This window comes from Pseudoalteromonas sp. Of11M-6 (genome assembly GCF_022347905.1).
Taxonomy (GTDB): domain Bacteria; phylum Pseudomonadota; class Gammaproteobacteria; order Enterobacterales; family Alteromonadaceae; genus Pseudoalteromonas.
Map to the genome: position 1 here is coordinate 1 of NZ_JAKRFW010000053.1, position 14,151 is coordinate 14,151.

The 14,151-nt window shown below is 43.6% G+C and carries 13 protein-coding genes; 8 read left to right on the forward strand and 5 right to left on the reverse strand.

What is annotated here, in order from left to right; translation table 11 throughout:
* Positions 1–141: 141 nt before the first annotated feature.
* Positions 142–1,083, reverse strand: coding sequence for a sensor domain-containing diguanylate cyclase (locus tag MHN32_RS19940; protein ID WP_010606170.1), 942 nt, complete (start codon positions 1,081–1,083; stop codon positions 142–144).
* A 286-nt stretch (positions 1,084–1,369) separates the two neighbouring features.
* Between MHN32_RS19940 and MHN32_RS19945 the strand changes: the two genes are divergently transcribed.
* From MHN32_RS19945 to MHN32_RS19980, 8 genes are all read left to right on the forward strand, one after another.
* On the forward strand, positions 1,370–2,152 hold the full coding sequence (locus MHN32_RS19945) for a sporulation protein (protein WP_237115800.1): 783 nt from the start codon (positions 1,370–1,372) through the stop codon (positions 2,150–2,152).
* A gap of 289 nt (positions 2,153–2,441) precedes the next feature.
* Complete coding sequence (locus MHN32_RS19950) at positions 2,442–3,380, forward strand: CHAD domain-containing protein (protein WP_239422608.1); 939 nt, start codon at positions 2,442–2,444, stop codon at positions 3,378–3,380.
* 23 nt (positions 3,381–3,403) lie between these two features.
* Positions 3,404–4,303 carry a DUF350 domain-containing protein gene (locus MHN32_RS19955; RefSeq protein WP_239422609.1) on the forward strand — a complete coding sequence of 300 codons (900 nt, stop codon included), beginning with the start codon at positions 3,404–3,406 and terminating at the stop codon, positions 4,301–4,303.
* A gap of 3 nt (positions 4,304–4,306) precedes the next feature.
* The gene (locus MHN32_RS19960; RefSeq protein WP_275440438.1) at positions 4,307–6,043 is read left to right on the forward strand and encodes a polyamine aminopropyltransferase; all 1,737 of its coding nucleotides are present in this window, start codon (positions 4,307–4,309) and stop codon (positions 6,041–6,043) included.
* An 81-nt stretch (positions 6,044–6,124) separates the two neighbouring features.
* Positions 6,125–6,538 (forward strand): DUF2170 family protein, encoded by a 414-nt coding sequence (locus MHN32_RS19965; RefSeq protein WP_010606165.1) that lies wholly within the window; start codon positions 6,125–6,127, stop codon positions 6,536–6,538.
* Between the two features lie 15 nt (positions 6,539–6,553).
* Positions 6,554–7,243 carry a PspA/IM30 family protein gene (locus tag MHN32_RS19970; protein ID WP_239422610.1) on the forward strand — a complete coding sequence of 230 codons (690 nt, stop codon included), beginning with the start codon at positions 6,554–6,556 and terminating at the stop codon, positions 7,241–7,243.
* Between the two features lie 65 nt (positions 7,244–7,308).
* Positions 7,309–7,947, forward strand: coding sequence for a DUF4178 domain-containing protein (locus tag MHN32_RS19975; protein ID WP_239422611.1), 639 nt, complete (start codon positions 7,309–7,311; stop codon positions 7,945–7,947).
* On the forward strand, positions 7,944–8,270 hold the full coding sequence (locus MHN32_RS19980) for a hypothetical protein (RefSeq protein ID WP_211866769.1): 327 nt from the start codon (positions 7,944–7,946) through the stop codon (positions 8,268–8,270). The genes MHN32_RS19975 and MHN32_RS19980 overlap by 4 nt, the downstream gene beginning before the upstream one ends.
* 98 nt (positions 8,271–8,368) lie before the next feature.
* Here the strand turns inward: MHN32_RS19980 and MHN32_RS19985 are convergent, their stop codons facing one another.
* From MHN32_RS19985 to MHN32_RS20000, 4 genes are all read right to left on the reverse strand, one after another.
* Positions 8,369–8,848 (reverse strand): FKBP-type peptidyl-prolyl cis-trans isomerase, encoded by a 480-nt coding sequence (locus tag MHN32_RS19985; protein WP_239422612.1) that lies wholly within the window; start codon positions 8,846–8,848, stop codon positions 8,369–8,371.
* Positions 8,835–11,264 (reverse strand): AAA family ATPase, encoded by a 2,430-nt coding sequence (locus tag MHN32_RS19990; RefSeq protein ID WP_239422613.1) that lies wholly within the window; start codon positions 11,262–11,264, stop codon positions 8,835–8,837. The genes MHN32_RS19985 and MHN32_RS19990 overlap by 14 nt, the downstream gene beginning before the upstream one ends.
* A 71-nt stretch (positions 11,265–11,335) precedes the next feature.
* Positions 11,336–11,794 carry a hypothetical protein gene (locus tag MHN32_RS19995; protein ID WP_017216346.1) on the reverse strand — a complete coding sequence of 153 codons (459 nt, stop codon included), beginning with the start codon at positions 11,792–11,794 and terminating at the stop codon, positions 11,336–11,338.
* A gap of 134 nt (positions 11,795–11,928) precedes the next feature.
* Positions 11,929–14,064 (reverse strand): TonB-dependent receptor, encoded by a 2,136-nt coding sequence (locus tag MHN32_RS20000; RefSeq protein ID WP_239422614.1) that lies wholly within the window; start codon positions 14,062–14,064, stop codon positions 11,929–11,931.
* Positions 14,065–14,151: the final 87 nt, after the last annotated feature.

Consider the following 14,151-nt stretch of genomic DNA (forward strand, 5'->3'; position numbering starts at 1 on the left):
CCGTCTCCACCATTTTGCATGACACACTAGGCATAGCACAATGAGAGCTTAGGTAATCAAACCCGACTCTCATTCTCTACCTCAAACTGCTGAAAAGTCACGCCGTGTATTATGGTTGTCGTTATTGTCAGATGAATTTATCTAGGTTCCAACATCCTTAATCGGTTTGTTGTGGAAAGCATAGCGCACACTGTCAGATTGCTTGGCTTGATACATAGCGGAATCTGCCTGTTGGATCCCAGTCTCGATGTCGAGGTTATTAAACAGACTGACACCGATACTAATCCGACAACTTAGTTTATTGCCTTCAAAGAGATATGGTTTATCTACCTTGTTGATTATTTGCTGGCAGATCCCAACCACATGAGATTCGGCTTGAGGCTGTTGTGGAGATAAATGAGTAATTAAAATCACAAACTCATCACCTCCCCAACGGATCACCACATCATCCTCACGTACGCTAGCACTCAAACGCTGAGCAACCGCCTTGAGTAACTGATCCCCCACATGGTGACCATGCAAGTCATTTACTTTTTTAAAATCGTCAAGGTCCAAAAACAAGATTGCGCTGTAACTACCAAACAGCTGCCCGGCATGGAGTTGCTCCATCAACCCATGTTGGAGAACATGGCGATTCGGTAATTCGGTTAATTGATCATGATACGCCAGCTTCTCGGCTTCAAGATACTCCAACTTACGATCATTGATATCCCGAGATAACACGATAAAACGTGTTTCAGCATGATTATCGCTTGCAGTCACAATCTTACGGGCGATAGAGACTTCAAACCAACGCTCGCCAACAGGCGTAGACAAGTGAATATGGCTGCCGTGTGAATAGCCGTTAACTTTTGCTTCCTGTAATGCCCGCATCACTATTTTAGCGGCTTGCTCTGGCATCACTTCAGTCACCGTATGGCCAATCAATTGTTCTGCAGGCGCGACTAACAACTCAGGGCGGAGTATTCTGGCGTCCCAGTGTCGCCCCTCTTCGTCTAGTTCAAACATCAAGTCCGGCATCGCACTTAATGTCGACGCCAATTCCTCATAGCTCGGTTGCGCCAAAGCTTGAGTGCGGGCCATACGACGATCCTTGACCATGAGGCGTTGCAACATCCTGTTCCATAATTCTATAAACTTGAACTTTGCAATTTGAAACATGCCAATGAACACAGCTCATCTACGGCTATCGTTATAAAATAATATACCAATTTTACGAATAATGACCAATTACCGACTGCATCAAAGAAAATATTTTCAAGTCATTGGCTTCGAAAGAGAAAAGCAATTGACGAATAGATAATAATTCCTATAATCGACACAGCAGCGCTTTCCATGATGGAAGGTCACAAGATATATAAGGATGACTATGTCTTTTTTCAAAAAAGCCCTTGGCGCAGTCGGTATCGGTGCAGCAAAAGTAGATACCATTTTAGAGACCCATCACGCCTCTCCTGGCGAAGAAATTTCTGGAACGGTTAAAATCATCGGTGGCAAAGTTGCTCAAGAGATCAACAAAATAGATCTTAACGTAATGTGTAACTACACGGTTGAAAGAGAAGACAGTGAAGGTGAAACAACGACCATCACTAAAAACCACACCCTTGCTAAATTTCAAATCAACGAACGATTTACTATCGAACCCGGTGATGAAAAGCACATTCCATTTGCGCTTGACCTCGCTGAAGAAACCCCGCTTACCGTTGGACAATCCAAAACTTGGATTGCTACCAACCTTGATATTGATATGGCGCTCGACAAGTCAGATAGGGACTATTTACACATAGTACCTACCGAGCTACAACAAGCGGCTATCGATGCGATGGAAGCGCTTGGCTTTAAACTCTATGAATCAGACTGTGAAGGTATTGATGAAGTATCTTTCTCACGCCTCCCATTCGTACAAGAGCTAGAGTTTAAAACGATCGCAGGTGACTTCCATGGTCGCTTTGATGAAGTGGAAGTGGTTTTCTTTAATCGCGGTGAGCAACTAGAAATTATCTTTGAGATTGACCGCAAAGCGCGAGGCTTTAAAGGCTTCTTTGCGGAGGCGCTAGACCTTGATGAATCAAAAGCCAGATTGCTGATAGATGAAACTGATTTAGAAGACCTAGAAGATGCTATTTATGACATTCTAGAGGCAAATTGCTAAGGTATATTAACCTTGTAGTATCGATAGATTTATATTGATGCTTTGGTGATCGTTGCATTCATACGAATGCAACTTCTATATGAACAAACTCTATTATTATCCCAGTTCACCTAACGCTATGGTTTATATTAATACAAATGTTAAGGTGTATAGATAATAACTCTCTAGACTGATTTATTGTTACAATTTAAGCCCATTTAACATGCCAATCACGGCACGTTTGAGTTGACTTAAGCTCAATAAAACAGCACATTTAAATGAACGGTCAAGGTAGATTAGGTGACAATGAATGTCCAACTTTAGAATTTGGAAACTGGTTAGCCTACTGTGTGTTTTGAGCCTAATGCTGGGCTGCGAATCGAAAGAAGAACGTATCCAGCAAACCATTACACATACACTTCAAGAAGCTTCAACAGCGATAAATACGCTGGGAACCGCCCTTGATAAAAAGCAGGTGAGAAATGCCAACCTTTTGACTGAGTATGGCAAAGTACTTAGTCAGCAAAAACCTCAGCTCAGTGAAATTGCGCAAATTATTGCCCAAGACGCAACAAGCAGTGGAACCTTATATCAGAGTTTATTGACTCGTTATCAGTCCCTCAAGTCCCCCGCTCCAAGTATGAACAGCGACGACATTATCAACCAAGCAGTGTTGTTAAAAGAAGCCGCTTCCATTAGTTTGTTCAATGATGCGCTGACAGATCCAATCAATGTTTTAGCTGATATGTCAGATGGCAAGCTAGCGCGAGTTGGCGCTATTAGTCAGCAGGCGGAACAAGCGGCAAACGGTCAGACCAGCGTCGGCAATCAGCTTGTTGGCAATGCCAACTATGGCGAATGGCAGACTAACTCTAACGGCACTAGCTTTTGGATGTGGTATGGCATGTATCGCATGCTTGGAGATATTGTCGGTGATGTGGAATATGGCCGCTGGAGTAAACATCGCAGATACAGTTACTACAGCGACTATGGCCGCCACAGATACACCAGTTATAAAGGCTACAAACGCCAAACTGAGCTCGCCAAACGTACTCAACAATCGTATCAACGCCAAGGCAAACAATTTACCAGTCCCTATGCCAAGAAAAAATCTGGCGCGTCAGGGTTAAGTCGAAGTAGTCACACCCCATCAGCAGTAACTCGAAGCAGCTATTCTCGAACATCAAGCTACGGCTCTGTTCGCAATAGCTCAAGTAGAACCTCCCGTGGCGTAAGCCGGGGCAAATAGCGCATATATAGCGGAGTTAACACATGTACCAATTTAACGGATTAACAGCTTGGACTTTTCAAGCATTGCTAATAGATATGGCGGTGATCGTCGCGTTATTTGTTAGCTTAAAATACATCAAAGGTTGGGTATCTAACCTTCATGCAAACGATGAAATCACAGAAAAAGACAACTTTGCATTTGGCCTCAGTTTTGCTGGTGGTTTAGCAGGTCTGGCCATTGTAATTTCAGGTATTTCAAGTGGTGCTTTTGCTAGTTCTTTAGCTCAAGAAGCGCTACAAATGGCGGGCTATGGTATCGTTGGTATCATCCTTATCAAGCTCGGTCACTTTTTCCAAGACAAAGTCGCGCTACGCAAGGTAAACCTCCATGACGAAATCGTTAAAGGTAATGTCACCTCAGCACTGATTGACTTTGGCCATGTGGTGAGCGTTGCCATTGTGATCCGCTCAGCTCTACTTTGGGTACTCACAGAAGGCTGGTATGGCTTACCTATTGTGGTTGCAGCCTTCATTATTGGTAATATTTGTATGCTGCTTGTGAGCCAATACCGAGTACAACTATTCAAGCGCACCAACAAAAGTGGCGACTGTTTACAGCAGGCAATCAAAGACAACAATATCGCGGTTGGGATCCGCTACGCGGGCTTTTTAATCGGCTCGGCTCTGGCACTGACTGCAGCGTCCGGTTTAGCGCCGTATGTAGCTGACAATATTAACTCAAGCCTACTTTACTGGAGTATTGCAGCACTGGGTTGCATTGTGCTTTTCATCGTCTTACACCTCGTCATGATAAAAATTATTCTGGCAGGTAAAGATATTTCCGATGAAGTGAACAGACAAAAGAATGTTGGTGTTGCTGCAATCTCAGCCGCGCTTTCTTTTGCGATTGGTACGACTATGGCAAGTTTGTTAGGTGCATAACCCTTGAGCGCATCTGCACCACAAACTTCAGCAAGAGTGACCGGCAACTGGTCGTTGTTTGGTCACGACACCCTACTTATTGGCGTCATGGCCATTTTGGCCGGTTGCGGCCTAATCTACGAATATTTACTCTCTCATTATGCTGGTCGCGTTTTAGGCTCTGTAGAAAGCGCGATTTATGCCATGATAGGCACTATGATCGTGGCCATGGGCATTGGCGCATTTTTAGCGCGCTGGTTTAAAGATCCCTTTACCGCTTTTGCATGGCTTGAAAGCCTAATTGCGCTACTCGGCATGAGCAGTATTTTGGTGATCGCCAGTATTATTGCACTTACCTATACCCTACCCCATACACTTTCTAGCCTTTACAGCTTGCCTCCCGATAGTGTCTTAGATGGCATGCCATTTGCGCAATTACAAGCATTTGCCCGATTTTTACCTTATGTTTTCGGCCTCATTCTAGGCATTTTAATTGGCATGGAAATTCCGCTGATTGCTAGGATCCGTCAACAAGTGTATGGCCGCTTCCTTGAAAATAACGCAGGTACCATTTACGGTGCAGATTATATCGGTGCTGGTGTTGGTGCTGCCATTTGGGTCACGATTATGCTTGCGCTGCCAATAATGCAAGCAGCAGCGTGGACTGCGCTATTTAATATCATTGCAGGACTTATCTTCCTATGGCGTTACCATGCTCATGTCCGCTTCGCTAAGCTGCTGTTTGCTTGCCACTTTGTTCTGCTTGGTATCTTTTTTGTCATCCTGAGCCATGGCTCTCTTTGGATGAAAGACCTCAGCAATGTGCTATACAAAGACAAGGTGATCTATTCAGAGTCAACGAAGTATCAACATGTTGTCATCACTGAGCGATTGAGCCGCGCACAACCGATGCCAATTAACGATTTATTCTTAAATGGTCGATTACAGTTTTCATCTGTAGATGAACAGATCTATCACACTATGCTCGTTTATCCTGCAATGCTGGCTTCTAACCGGCGCGAAAAGGTATTAATCATTGGCGGCGGAGATGGTCTGGCACTTCGAGATGTACTGGAATGGCCTGTTGAAAATGCAACCTTAATCGATTTGGATGGACAACTACTTTCATTATTTGGACTACAAGGGCAGCCATACCCAGCTAGACCACATATCACCAGTCAATTAACCCGCTTGAATGGCAACGCCTTAAACGATCCAAGAGCAACGGTTATCGTTGCAGATGCATTTTTAGAAGTAGAAAAAATGCTCGACCAAGGTAGACAGTTTGACACTATTATTATCGACTTACCTGACCCTAATCACCCTGATTTGAATAAGCTATATAGCGACTACTTTTATAATCATGTGCGTCAATTACTGGCACCTGATGGTGCACTCGCTATTCAGTCAACGTCTCCCTATCACGCCAAAAAAGCGTTTATTAGCATAGCTAAAACGGTAAAACATGCCGGGTTTACGCATGTTGAGCAATACCAACAGAATATTCCCTCATTTGGCCAGTGGGGATGGACAATCGCAACGAGAGCTGGACAACCGGCAAGTGCTAGGATCCGGTCGGTCGAGTCTTTGCCTGTTCCAAGTAACTGGATAAACAAAGAGTATTTACTTGCTACTTTCGCTTTCCCAAATCGCTTTTTTGACGGAGCAAAAGATATTGAAGTCAACCAGTTAGGAACGGGCAGACTATACGATTATTATCGTCAAGCATGGCAAACAGAAGATGAGTTGTATAAAAATTAGCGCACGGCCATTGACATATTATGTCTTACGTGCAACTCTTAACTCAGACATAATATGTCAAAACAAAAAAGGTAAATGAAGATGGAATTAAATGAACTATCAATCAAATTAGCATCATTTGAAACAGAAGGTGCTAACTTCGAATCTTTCTTAATCGCCAATGAAGGCGAGCAAGATGTATTGCAAGTGATTGTTGACGGAAATGACGAATTACCAATTTTTGTGACTCAGACTGAAGAACAACTTGTATGCATTAGTTACCTATTTAAAGAGAATGAGGTAAAGCCTGAGTTGCTAAACGAGTTAAATGAAGCACTATTAAAACTGAATGTGCCGATCCCGCTGAGTGCGTTTGCTAAAATTGATGAGCAGTATGCGATATTTGGTGCTCTAGCCGTTTCCTCCTCAATTGATGAGATCACGCACGAACTGGTCACCCTCGCGGACAATGCAATCGAAGCATTGGAAGCCGTGACTGTGTATTTGAATGAATAATATTGGAGTTGTGAAATGAGTATTTTAAAGAAATTATTTACTGCTGTTCGTGGTGGCGCTAGAGAAGTTGGTGAGTCAATTGTTGACGCAAATGGCATTCGTATTTTTGAGCAAGAAATTGCTGACGCACAAAACGCATTAGCTAAAGCCAAAAAGAACCTAACAGAAGTAATGGCGAAAGAGATGCAGACAAAACGCAAATTAGCTGCACTTGACGAAAGCATTATCGAGCATGAAAACTATGCTGGACAAGCGCTGGAAAAAGGTAACGAAGCTTTAGCGGTAGAAATTGCAGAGAAAATCGGTGAATTTGAAGTTGAGCGCGCAGAGCAACAGCAAGTGCTAGACGGTTTTAGTAAACATGTGATCCTGTTAAAACAGCAAATTAAAGAAGCTGAAAAAACGATTAAAGAAAACCAGCGCCAACTAACAATGGTAAAAACCACAGACAGCGTTCAAAAAGCAACCATGGCAGTAAACAGTACGCTAAATACCAATACGTCATCTATGGTAAATGCACGTCAGTCGCTTGAGCGTATCAAGCAACGCCAGCAAGATAGGCAAGATCAACTGGCTGCAGCAAAAGAGCTTGAAGCCGCTGCAACGGGTGCAGATCTAAAAGCCAAAATGGCAGAAGCTGGAATTGGCTCTACGCAAAAGAGTAATGATATTCTTGAACGTATTAGAGCGAAACAAAGCAACTAATATTTGCCGAATAGAAAAAGGAGGCCTCGCCTCCTTTTTACCCTTTTTGATTATGTAGGTGCATTATGTTTGGCTTTTTTAAATCAAAAAAAACTCCTGAGCGACGACTTACTCATGCAAAAGATCTGCAAGTTGGGGATATGCTCACCATCATTGATTCATTTGCTTACCCTAGCTGGCTCAAGGGGCAAACCCTAAAAGTGGTTGGCGTACAAACTTACCAATTTGAGCGCAGCGCTGCATATGAATTTGTTCTCGAAAGTGATTCAGGTAACATTACTTTTTTGCAAATTGAACAAAGTGACGGTGAGGAATATGCGAATTTTTCTATCAAAATCCAAAGAGAAGACGTCGACGCTATTTTTACGCTTGATGAATTTGCGCGTATTTTCGATGAAGAAGCACTGACCCACATCGACACCCACGCCACTCCAGAGATTTTCGAGCGATTTTTAGGTAAAAGCTATCAACAAAGTGAAGCGCCCTACGTTTGCTATTTTTACGATAGCGATTATCGCGGTCGCGCCTTGCCACGCTATCGAGATGAAAGTGGCGAAGTATGTGAAGTTATCGAGTTACTTAGTCCTGACGAAAAGTTCGCTATCAATATCGAGATCTGGGATGGGGGGGAAACTGACGTGTCACTAACCATGTGTCGCCCACTGAGCGATATTGTTGACCTATTTCCTGGAGCTAACTCGTGACCACAAGAGAAGACAAGTGGAAACGTCAAGAAGTGGCTTTGAGGGCCACACAAATGGCCTTCGACTTAACCACGGAAGTACAAAAAAACATTAAAAAACAGGCGATAGACGAAGAGCTAACGCCATCCGATATGATCAGAAAGATCCTTGATTTAGAAGTTAAATCGAAGAAAACTCGGCAACGCTTATCCTTCAATCTAACCGATGAAGAAATCGCACTACTGGCGGAACGTTTTGGCGTTGACCCTAATGACAAACGGGCCGTAAAGCAACAGGTCGCCAATATGCTACTCAGTCGCTATACAGAAAATAAAGGAAAATAATTGGCTGTATTTATGTAGGTTGTTACTCCATTAACTGCGTATGGCGCTACGTTTATTCAAGCTATATGCCGTAGCGCCCTACACAACAATAACACCGATCACTCTACCGCGAGCAGCTCAACTTCAAACACTAATAACGAACCCGGTTCGATTTTACCTGCAGCACGGTCACCATAGCCTAAGTCTGGACCAATCCAAAAACGGTATTTATCCCCTTCGCTCATCAACTGCACGCCTTCTGTCCAACCTGGGATCACTTGATTAAGTCCAAAACTGATGGGGTGGTCACGCAGTACCGAACTGTCGAATACGGAGCCATCAAGTAAAGTGCCATGATAATGCACTTTAACTTTGCTCGTTGCATTTGGCTGTTTGCCACCGTCAGTTTGAGTGATTATTTCGTACTGAAGACCTGAGTCAGTTTTATGTACCTCTGTGCGCTTTTCGTTTTCTTTCAAAAAGTCAGCCGCTTGAATTCGATTAAACTGCGCAAGCTGCTTTTGTTTCTGACCACCACGAAAAAACACCACTGCAATCACCAGTGCAACGATAACGAGGATAATATTAGTTGTCGTCATGGCTTTCTTCTCCTTTGTCGTCATCGCCGTTTACTACTTTTGCAATACGCTCAAGCTTCGCCATTGCAACTGCATTGATACTGTTTTCGGGATAGCCTTCATCACTTAGCTCTCCTGCAGGTCTATCCATTAACAAGCTAAGCGCTTCATCTACTGTGGCAACGGCATAGACATGGAATAAGCCTTTTTCAACAGCTGCAATCACTTGATCATCTAACACTAAGTTGACTGTGTTAGATTCAGGAACGATCACCCCTTGCTTACCTGTGAGGCCTCGCATTTTGCAGAGTTTAAAGAAGCCTTCGATTTTTTCGTTTACACCACCAATGGCTTGTACTTCACCGTGTTGGTTTATTGAGCCGGTGAGCGCTAAAGATTGATCCACAGGGAGTTGCGTCACCGCCGATAGCAGCGCACAAAGCTCTGCAAGTGATGCGCTATCACCGTCAATAAAACCATAATTTTGTTCAATGGCGATATTTGCACTGAGTGTCAGGCTAAAGTCTTGCGCATACTTGTTACCTAGGTAACCCGTAAGCAGCATCACGCCTTTTGAGTGAATTGACTTACCTAAGTCTACCTCACGTTCAACGTCAATCACCCCGTCAGCACCCGCGTATACCGTAGAGGTAATACGCGCAGGTGTACCAAATGCGGTGTCACCAATATGCAGTACGGTCAGGCCGTTTACCTTACCAATTGCGGTGCCTTCAGTTGCAATCAGGGTATGCCCTTCTTGGATATCGCTGAGCATGTTTTCACTTAACTGTCCTGTTCGATATTCTTTTCCAGCTATCGCTTCATCGATGTGATTAGCGGCAATTTGGTTTACGCCATCTTGCTTGGCATAAAAACTGGCTTCTGCCACCAGCTCCAAAACATCAGCAAAGCGCGCCGAAAGCTTACTGTGGTGCTCCGCTTGGCGATAGCTAAATTTAAGCATACGTGCCAGCGCCGCTGAGCTAAGCTCAATCTTCAAGGTATCATTACAGTATTCCATCACCTTAGTGATAAATTGGTACTGCATTTTGTCCGAGCTTGGTAAATAGTAATCAAAATCGGCCAGCACTCTAAATAGCTCTGCAAACTCTTCATCGTATTCACCAATGGTGTAATACAGGTCTCGCGACCCCAAAAGAATAATTTTGACATCCAACGGAATTAGCTGCGGCTTTAAGGTAAAGCTGCTGCCCACCGAATTGTCTTGGTACGGTAGGTCATTTTTAATTTGGTGGGTTTTTAACGACAGTTTAAGGCCATCCCACACCTGGGCGTTAGCCATGACCTTTTCCGCATCCATGATCAGATAACCGCCATTGGCGCGGTGCAATGCACCGGCTTGAATAGAGCGATAGCTGGTGATCAAATTACCTTGAGAGGTTGCATATTCCACCTTACCAAAAATATTACCAAAGGTCGGATTTGGCTCATACACTACAGGCGCAGGGTCGTCCTCTTTAAACTCAACCAGAATATTGGGCGCAAAAAAGTCAGTGAGCATTCCCTTTGAGTCAAAGTCATCTTTGTTTTCGTCGCTGTTACTACTATCGTCGTCTAGCCAATCTAATACCGCATCGACAATTTCAACCTTGAGGTCTTTAAGATAACGCAGCACGCCAATGTGTGCGGCATACTTATGCTCAAGTGCTTTTAATAGCGGTTTAGTCGCCATTTCAATGGTGGTTTTTTTAAGATTACGCAAGCGCTCTGAGGATTCGCGTTTCCATCTTGGCAGCTCAATAAGCGACTCAATGAGGGCATCTTCTAATGTTTCAATTGCGGTTAAAAAGTGTGCCTGAACATGCTCGTCTAGTGCCGAAAACTCCGTATCACTGAGCTGTTTACCATCGACCACAGGAGCAAAGCCAACTGTCCCTGTATCTTCTATCAGTGCAACACTCATATTCATAGCTTGTTGCTCAACAGCGGTGATCGCAGCATCGTATTTTTGTTCGAATTCTTTATCTAGCGACTTTTTCTTGCGTTGATAACCCGGATTGTCAAAAGCTGCAGGAAAAGTATCTAAGATCTCATCAATAAAGGCGTCAATATCGGCCTCAAGCTGCTTACTTTCGCCCGCCTGCATAAATAGCGCGATAGGCTCACGATGGTCGTCATAGTTATTAACGTACAACCATTCTTTGGGCGTTGGCTTAGTTTTACTGTGCGCCTCGAGCTTGTCTTTCACCATGGTAAAACGCCCCAGCGCCGCTTCTCCCATGACATACACATTATAACCGGGAAGCTCCATTCCCAAGGCAAAGTCTAGGGCGGTTTGAGCGCGCTGCTGGCCAATAAATGGCAGCGCTTCTGGGTAAGGGTTTTGGATACAATTTTCTATGTGAGTCAACGAAACTGATGGCGCGAGCTGGCTCGCAGGCAGTGCTTTTTCAGACGACAATTTAGATTTGGTCATTCTAACTTCTTTGTATTATTCGCATACGTTAGTCTACTCAACTTGGTGCTTCCAAGCTGAGCGCCCACACTTTAGGGCGCTAATGCTTTTCTAGTATATTCCCCATGCCCGCACTCGCTGCAAGCTGGGATCTTGATGGCATAATAAACATCTAATTTATAGCCACAATTCTTACACACTAATTGTCCCAAAGCTATCCATTCACCTTCTTTATAAATGCCTTGGTGTTCAAAATCTTTTAAAAGTGCGGACCACTCAAGTTGAGTTCTATCTTCTAATTGGGATATTTCAAATAAGATGTTAGCTTTGAGCTCACTCCAAGCCGCTTCATCATAGAAAGATTTGTTTTCGAGAAGATGTTCCAAGTCACGTTTTAGATAGTAACTATAATCATCATAGGTTTGTTTGGTGTAGTCTTTCAGTGCGCTCTGCGCTTCCCAGAATCGTTTAGATAAATCGTCAATTTCATGTTCTTTGACGTCTTTGAGCCAATCGGAAAATTGATCCAGCCATTTTTGATAATCCGCCATTGCTACACTCCTGTTTCGCCAATAGATTAAGTGTAGACCAGATATACCATTCATTGTATTAGGGTTTGCTGAACTTGGTGCTCAGCAAACCCATTTGGCTTCAGATTATGAAGCCAAAAGTAATTGCTATTAGCTTAAAAACGATACTTCACGCCAACGGTTGCCGTCGTGCCAAGGCCTTTAATATTGTAGCCACCGTACGTATAGGCTTGTGCGCGAGCTGGGAAGTAGTCTGAGTTAAATAAGTTCTCAATACCAACAAACGCTTGCCAGCTTTGGCCGAATTGATATTGACCACTAAAGTTAACCACGTTATAGCTGTCAATTGGACCTTGATCTCCAACATAGTTGCCTTTATCGTCTCGCTCGAAACGTTTACGGTCGCCGACATGTAACCAGCTTAATGTCATCGATAACGCATCAACTGGCTGCCAATTTAGGTTTGCCGTAAGCTTTGGTGGACTAATTTGTCTAGAGCCAAGATAAGTATCGGCTTCGGTATCTTTACCCTCTACATAGCTATATGTCGCAATAAGTTTTAGCGTGTCGTTGATCTTGTAATCGACAAGTGCCTCATAACCCCAAATTTTTTGTGGTGCTCGAACAGGCTCATAAACTCCGGTTACTTCATTGAATTTATTCGTTGTGCCAAACTCAGATGTACTTCTATATGCCGCAAATTCAAATCGTAGCGTCTCAAATTGAGAATTAAAGCCGATTTCGTAGTTATCAACAATCGATGCTTCTGTTTGAATTTGACCAATGTCTTCTACCGTTGCACTGCGCAGCAGACGGCCAATATCAGAGATATCAGAGCCTTGCGAGTAACTGGCGAATGGGCTGAACTTTTCATTTGCGTTATATTTAATACCCACGTTGTAAGTTGTGGCGTCATAGTCAATGGTGTCACCTTTCACGTTAAGTGGCACAGAGCACTGATCCGCTGAGCGGCAAAGTTTTAGTGTTTGGTAATCAGCTACCGCAAGATCAATACTTCCTTGTCTCACTCCCGCTTTTAACACTAGGTCATCGGCAACAATCCACTTGGTCTGTAGGTAACCTGCGATGCTTTCCATGTCCATTTCCGGCACCCAAATACGACCATCAACAAGTGGCTGTGAGGTCACATCATTCAACGCATCAATACCATAAATGAAGGTAGCTTGGACATTGTCAAAATCAACCAAGGTATTAAATGTTGCACGCGCGCCCTTTTTTTCAGAGCGGATGATAGATTGACCGCCAGTGTATCCTTCATCAGGGTTTGCTAAGCTTGGAGAGAAGAAGAACACGTTCTCAATGTCTTGCATATACGCATCAAGCGTCATTTGTGTATTAGCAAAAACTTCTATATCGGTGTATTTCAAAGTAATGTTTTCATTACCTTCAGGACCTTGTGGCTTACCTTGTTTTTGCTGAGCTGGTGGCACGTGAATAGCGTAAGATTTTTCACCTAAATTGATGTTACCAAATACATCACCTAGGTCCGTTTTTTGCTGTGAACTGTAGAAGTTATAGCTAAATTGCAGTTGCTTGTCTTCGTCAAAGTCATAGCCCAGCTTAGTGAAGTAGTTTTCTGTCACGGTATCCGACAGACCATACTGTAAACCCAGAATATCACCTTCTGCATCACGCTGAACACCGTTTTCTTCATAGCTTGCCGTGACTAAATAACTAAATTGGTCAACGCGGCCATTAATCGCGCCCGCAATTCGAGCACCCACACTCTCTGCAAGTTTTACTGCGCTAAAGCGGCTAGATAGGCTAATTTCACCTTCTGGTTTGCCATCGCTTTTAGCCTGCTTGGTGATGTAGTTAATGATCCCGCCTGAAGCACCATTACCATAAATTGAGGTTGCCCCTTTGATAACTTCTATACGAGCGATGGCACTTGGATCGAGTGTTTTTACACCCAAAGAACCATTTCGCAGTGGTGTAGACTGAGGTACACCGTCAATCATCACCAGAGGCGCACGTCCACGCAACGATTGCCCAGTATTACTTGAACTACCCGTATCCGGAGCAAGACCAGGAACAATTTGAGATAACAAACTTTGTAGTTCTGGATTTACTTTTAAATGATCTTCGATTTGCTTTTGATTAATAATCGTAATGGAGGCAGGCACTTCATCGATGCTTTCAAACACACGACTGCCCGAGACCACGATATGCTCCATATCTGCAGCTTGAAGATCTTTAACATTGGTATCGTCTGCAATGGCTGCTGCGCTAACAGCCAACGCTACCATACTGAGAGTAGTTTTTAACATGGTTATCCTTGCTGGATTTAGAATAATAATGATGTAAAAAGCGGCAATATAATATTGCCAAACCTCTGTAAAAACAAGATGAATGTG

Excerpts from the sequence above, each read along its gene's own strand:
- MHN32_RS19995 (WP_017216346.1), bottom strand. The coding sequence starts at position 11,794 with ATGGCGGATTATCAAAAATGGCTGGATCAATTTTCCGATTGGCTCAAA.
- MHN32_RS19985 (WP_239422612.1), bottom strand. The coding sequence starts at position 8,848 with ATGACGACAACTAATATTATCCTCGTTATCGTTGCACTGGTGATTGCA.
- MHN32_RS20000 (WP_239422614.1), bottom strand. The coding sequence starts at position 14,064 with ATGTTAAAAACTACTCTCAGTATGGTAGCGTTGGCTGTTAGCGCAGCA.
- MHN32_RS19990 (WP_239422613.1), bottom strand. The coding sequence starts at position 11,264 with ATGACCAAATCTAAATTGTCGTCTGAAAAAGCACTGCCTGCGAGCCAG.
- MHN32_RS19940 (WP_010606170.1), bottom strand. The coding sequence starts at position 1,083 with ATGGCCCGCACTCAAGCTTTGGCGCAACCGAGCTATGAGGAATTGGCG.
- MHN32_RS19945 (WP_237115800.1), top strand. The coding sequence starts at position 1,370 with ATGTCTTTTTTCAAAAAAGCCCTTGGCGCAGTCGGTATCGGTGCAGCA.
- MHN32_RS19970 (WP_239422610.1), top strand. The coding sequence starts at position 6,554 with ATGAGTATTTTAAAGAAATTATTTACTGCTGTTCGTGGTGGCGCTAGA.
- MHN32_RS19965 (WP_010606165.1), top strand. The coding sequence starts at position 6,125 with ATGGAATTAAATGAACTATCAATCAAATTAGCATCATTTGAAACAGAA.
- MHN32_RS19955 (WP_239422609.1), top strand. The coding sequence starts at position 3,404 with ATGTACCAATTTAACGGATTAACAGCTTGGACTTTTCAAGCATTGCTA.
- MHN32_RS19950 (WP_239422608.1), top strand. The coding sequence starts at position 2,442 with ATGTCCAACTTTAGAATTTGGAAACTGGTTAGCCTACTGTGTGTTTTG.
- MHN32_RS19975 (WP_239422611.1), top strand. The coding sequence starts at position 7,309 with ATGTTTGGCTTTTTTAAATCAAAAAAAACTCCTGAGCGACGACTTACT.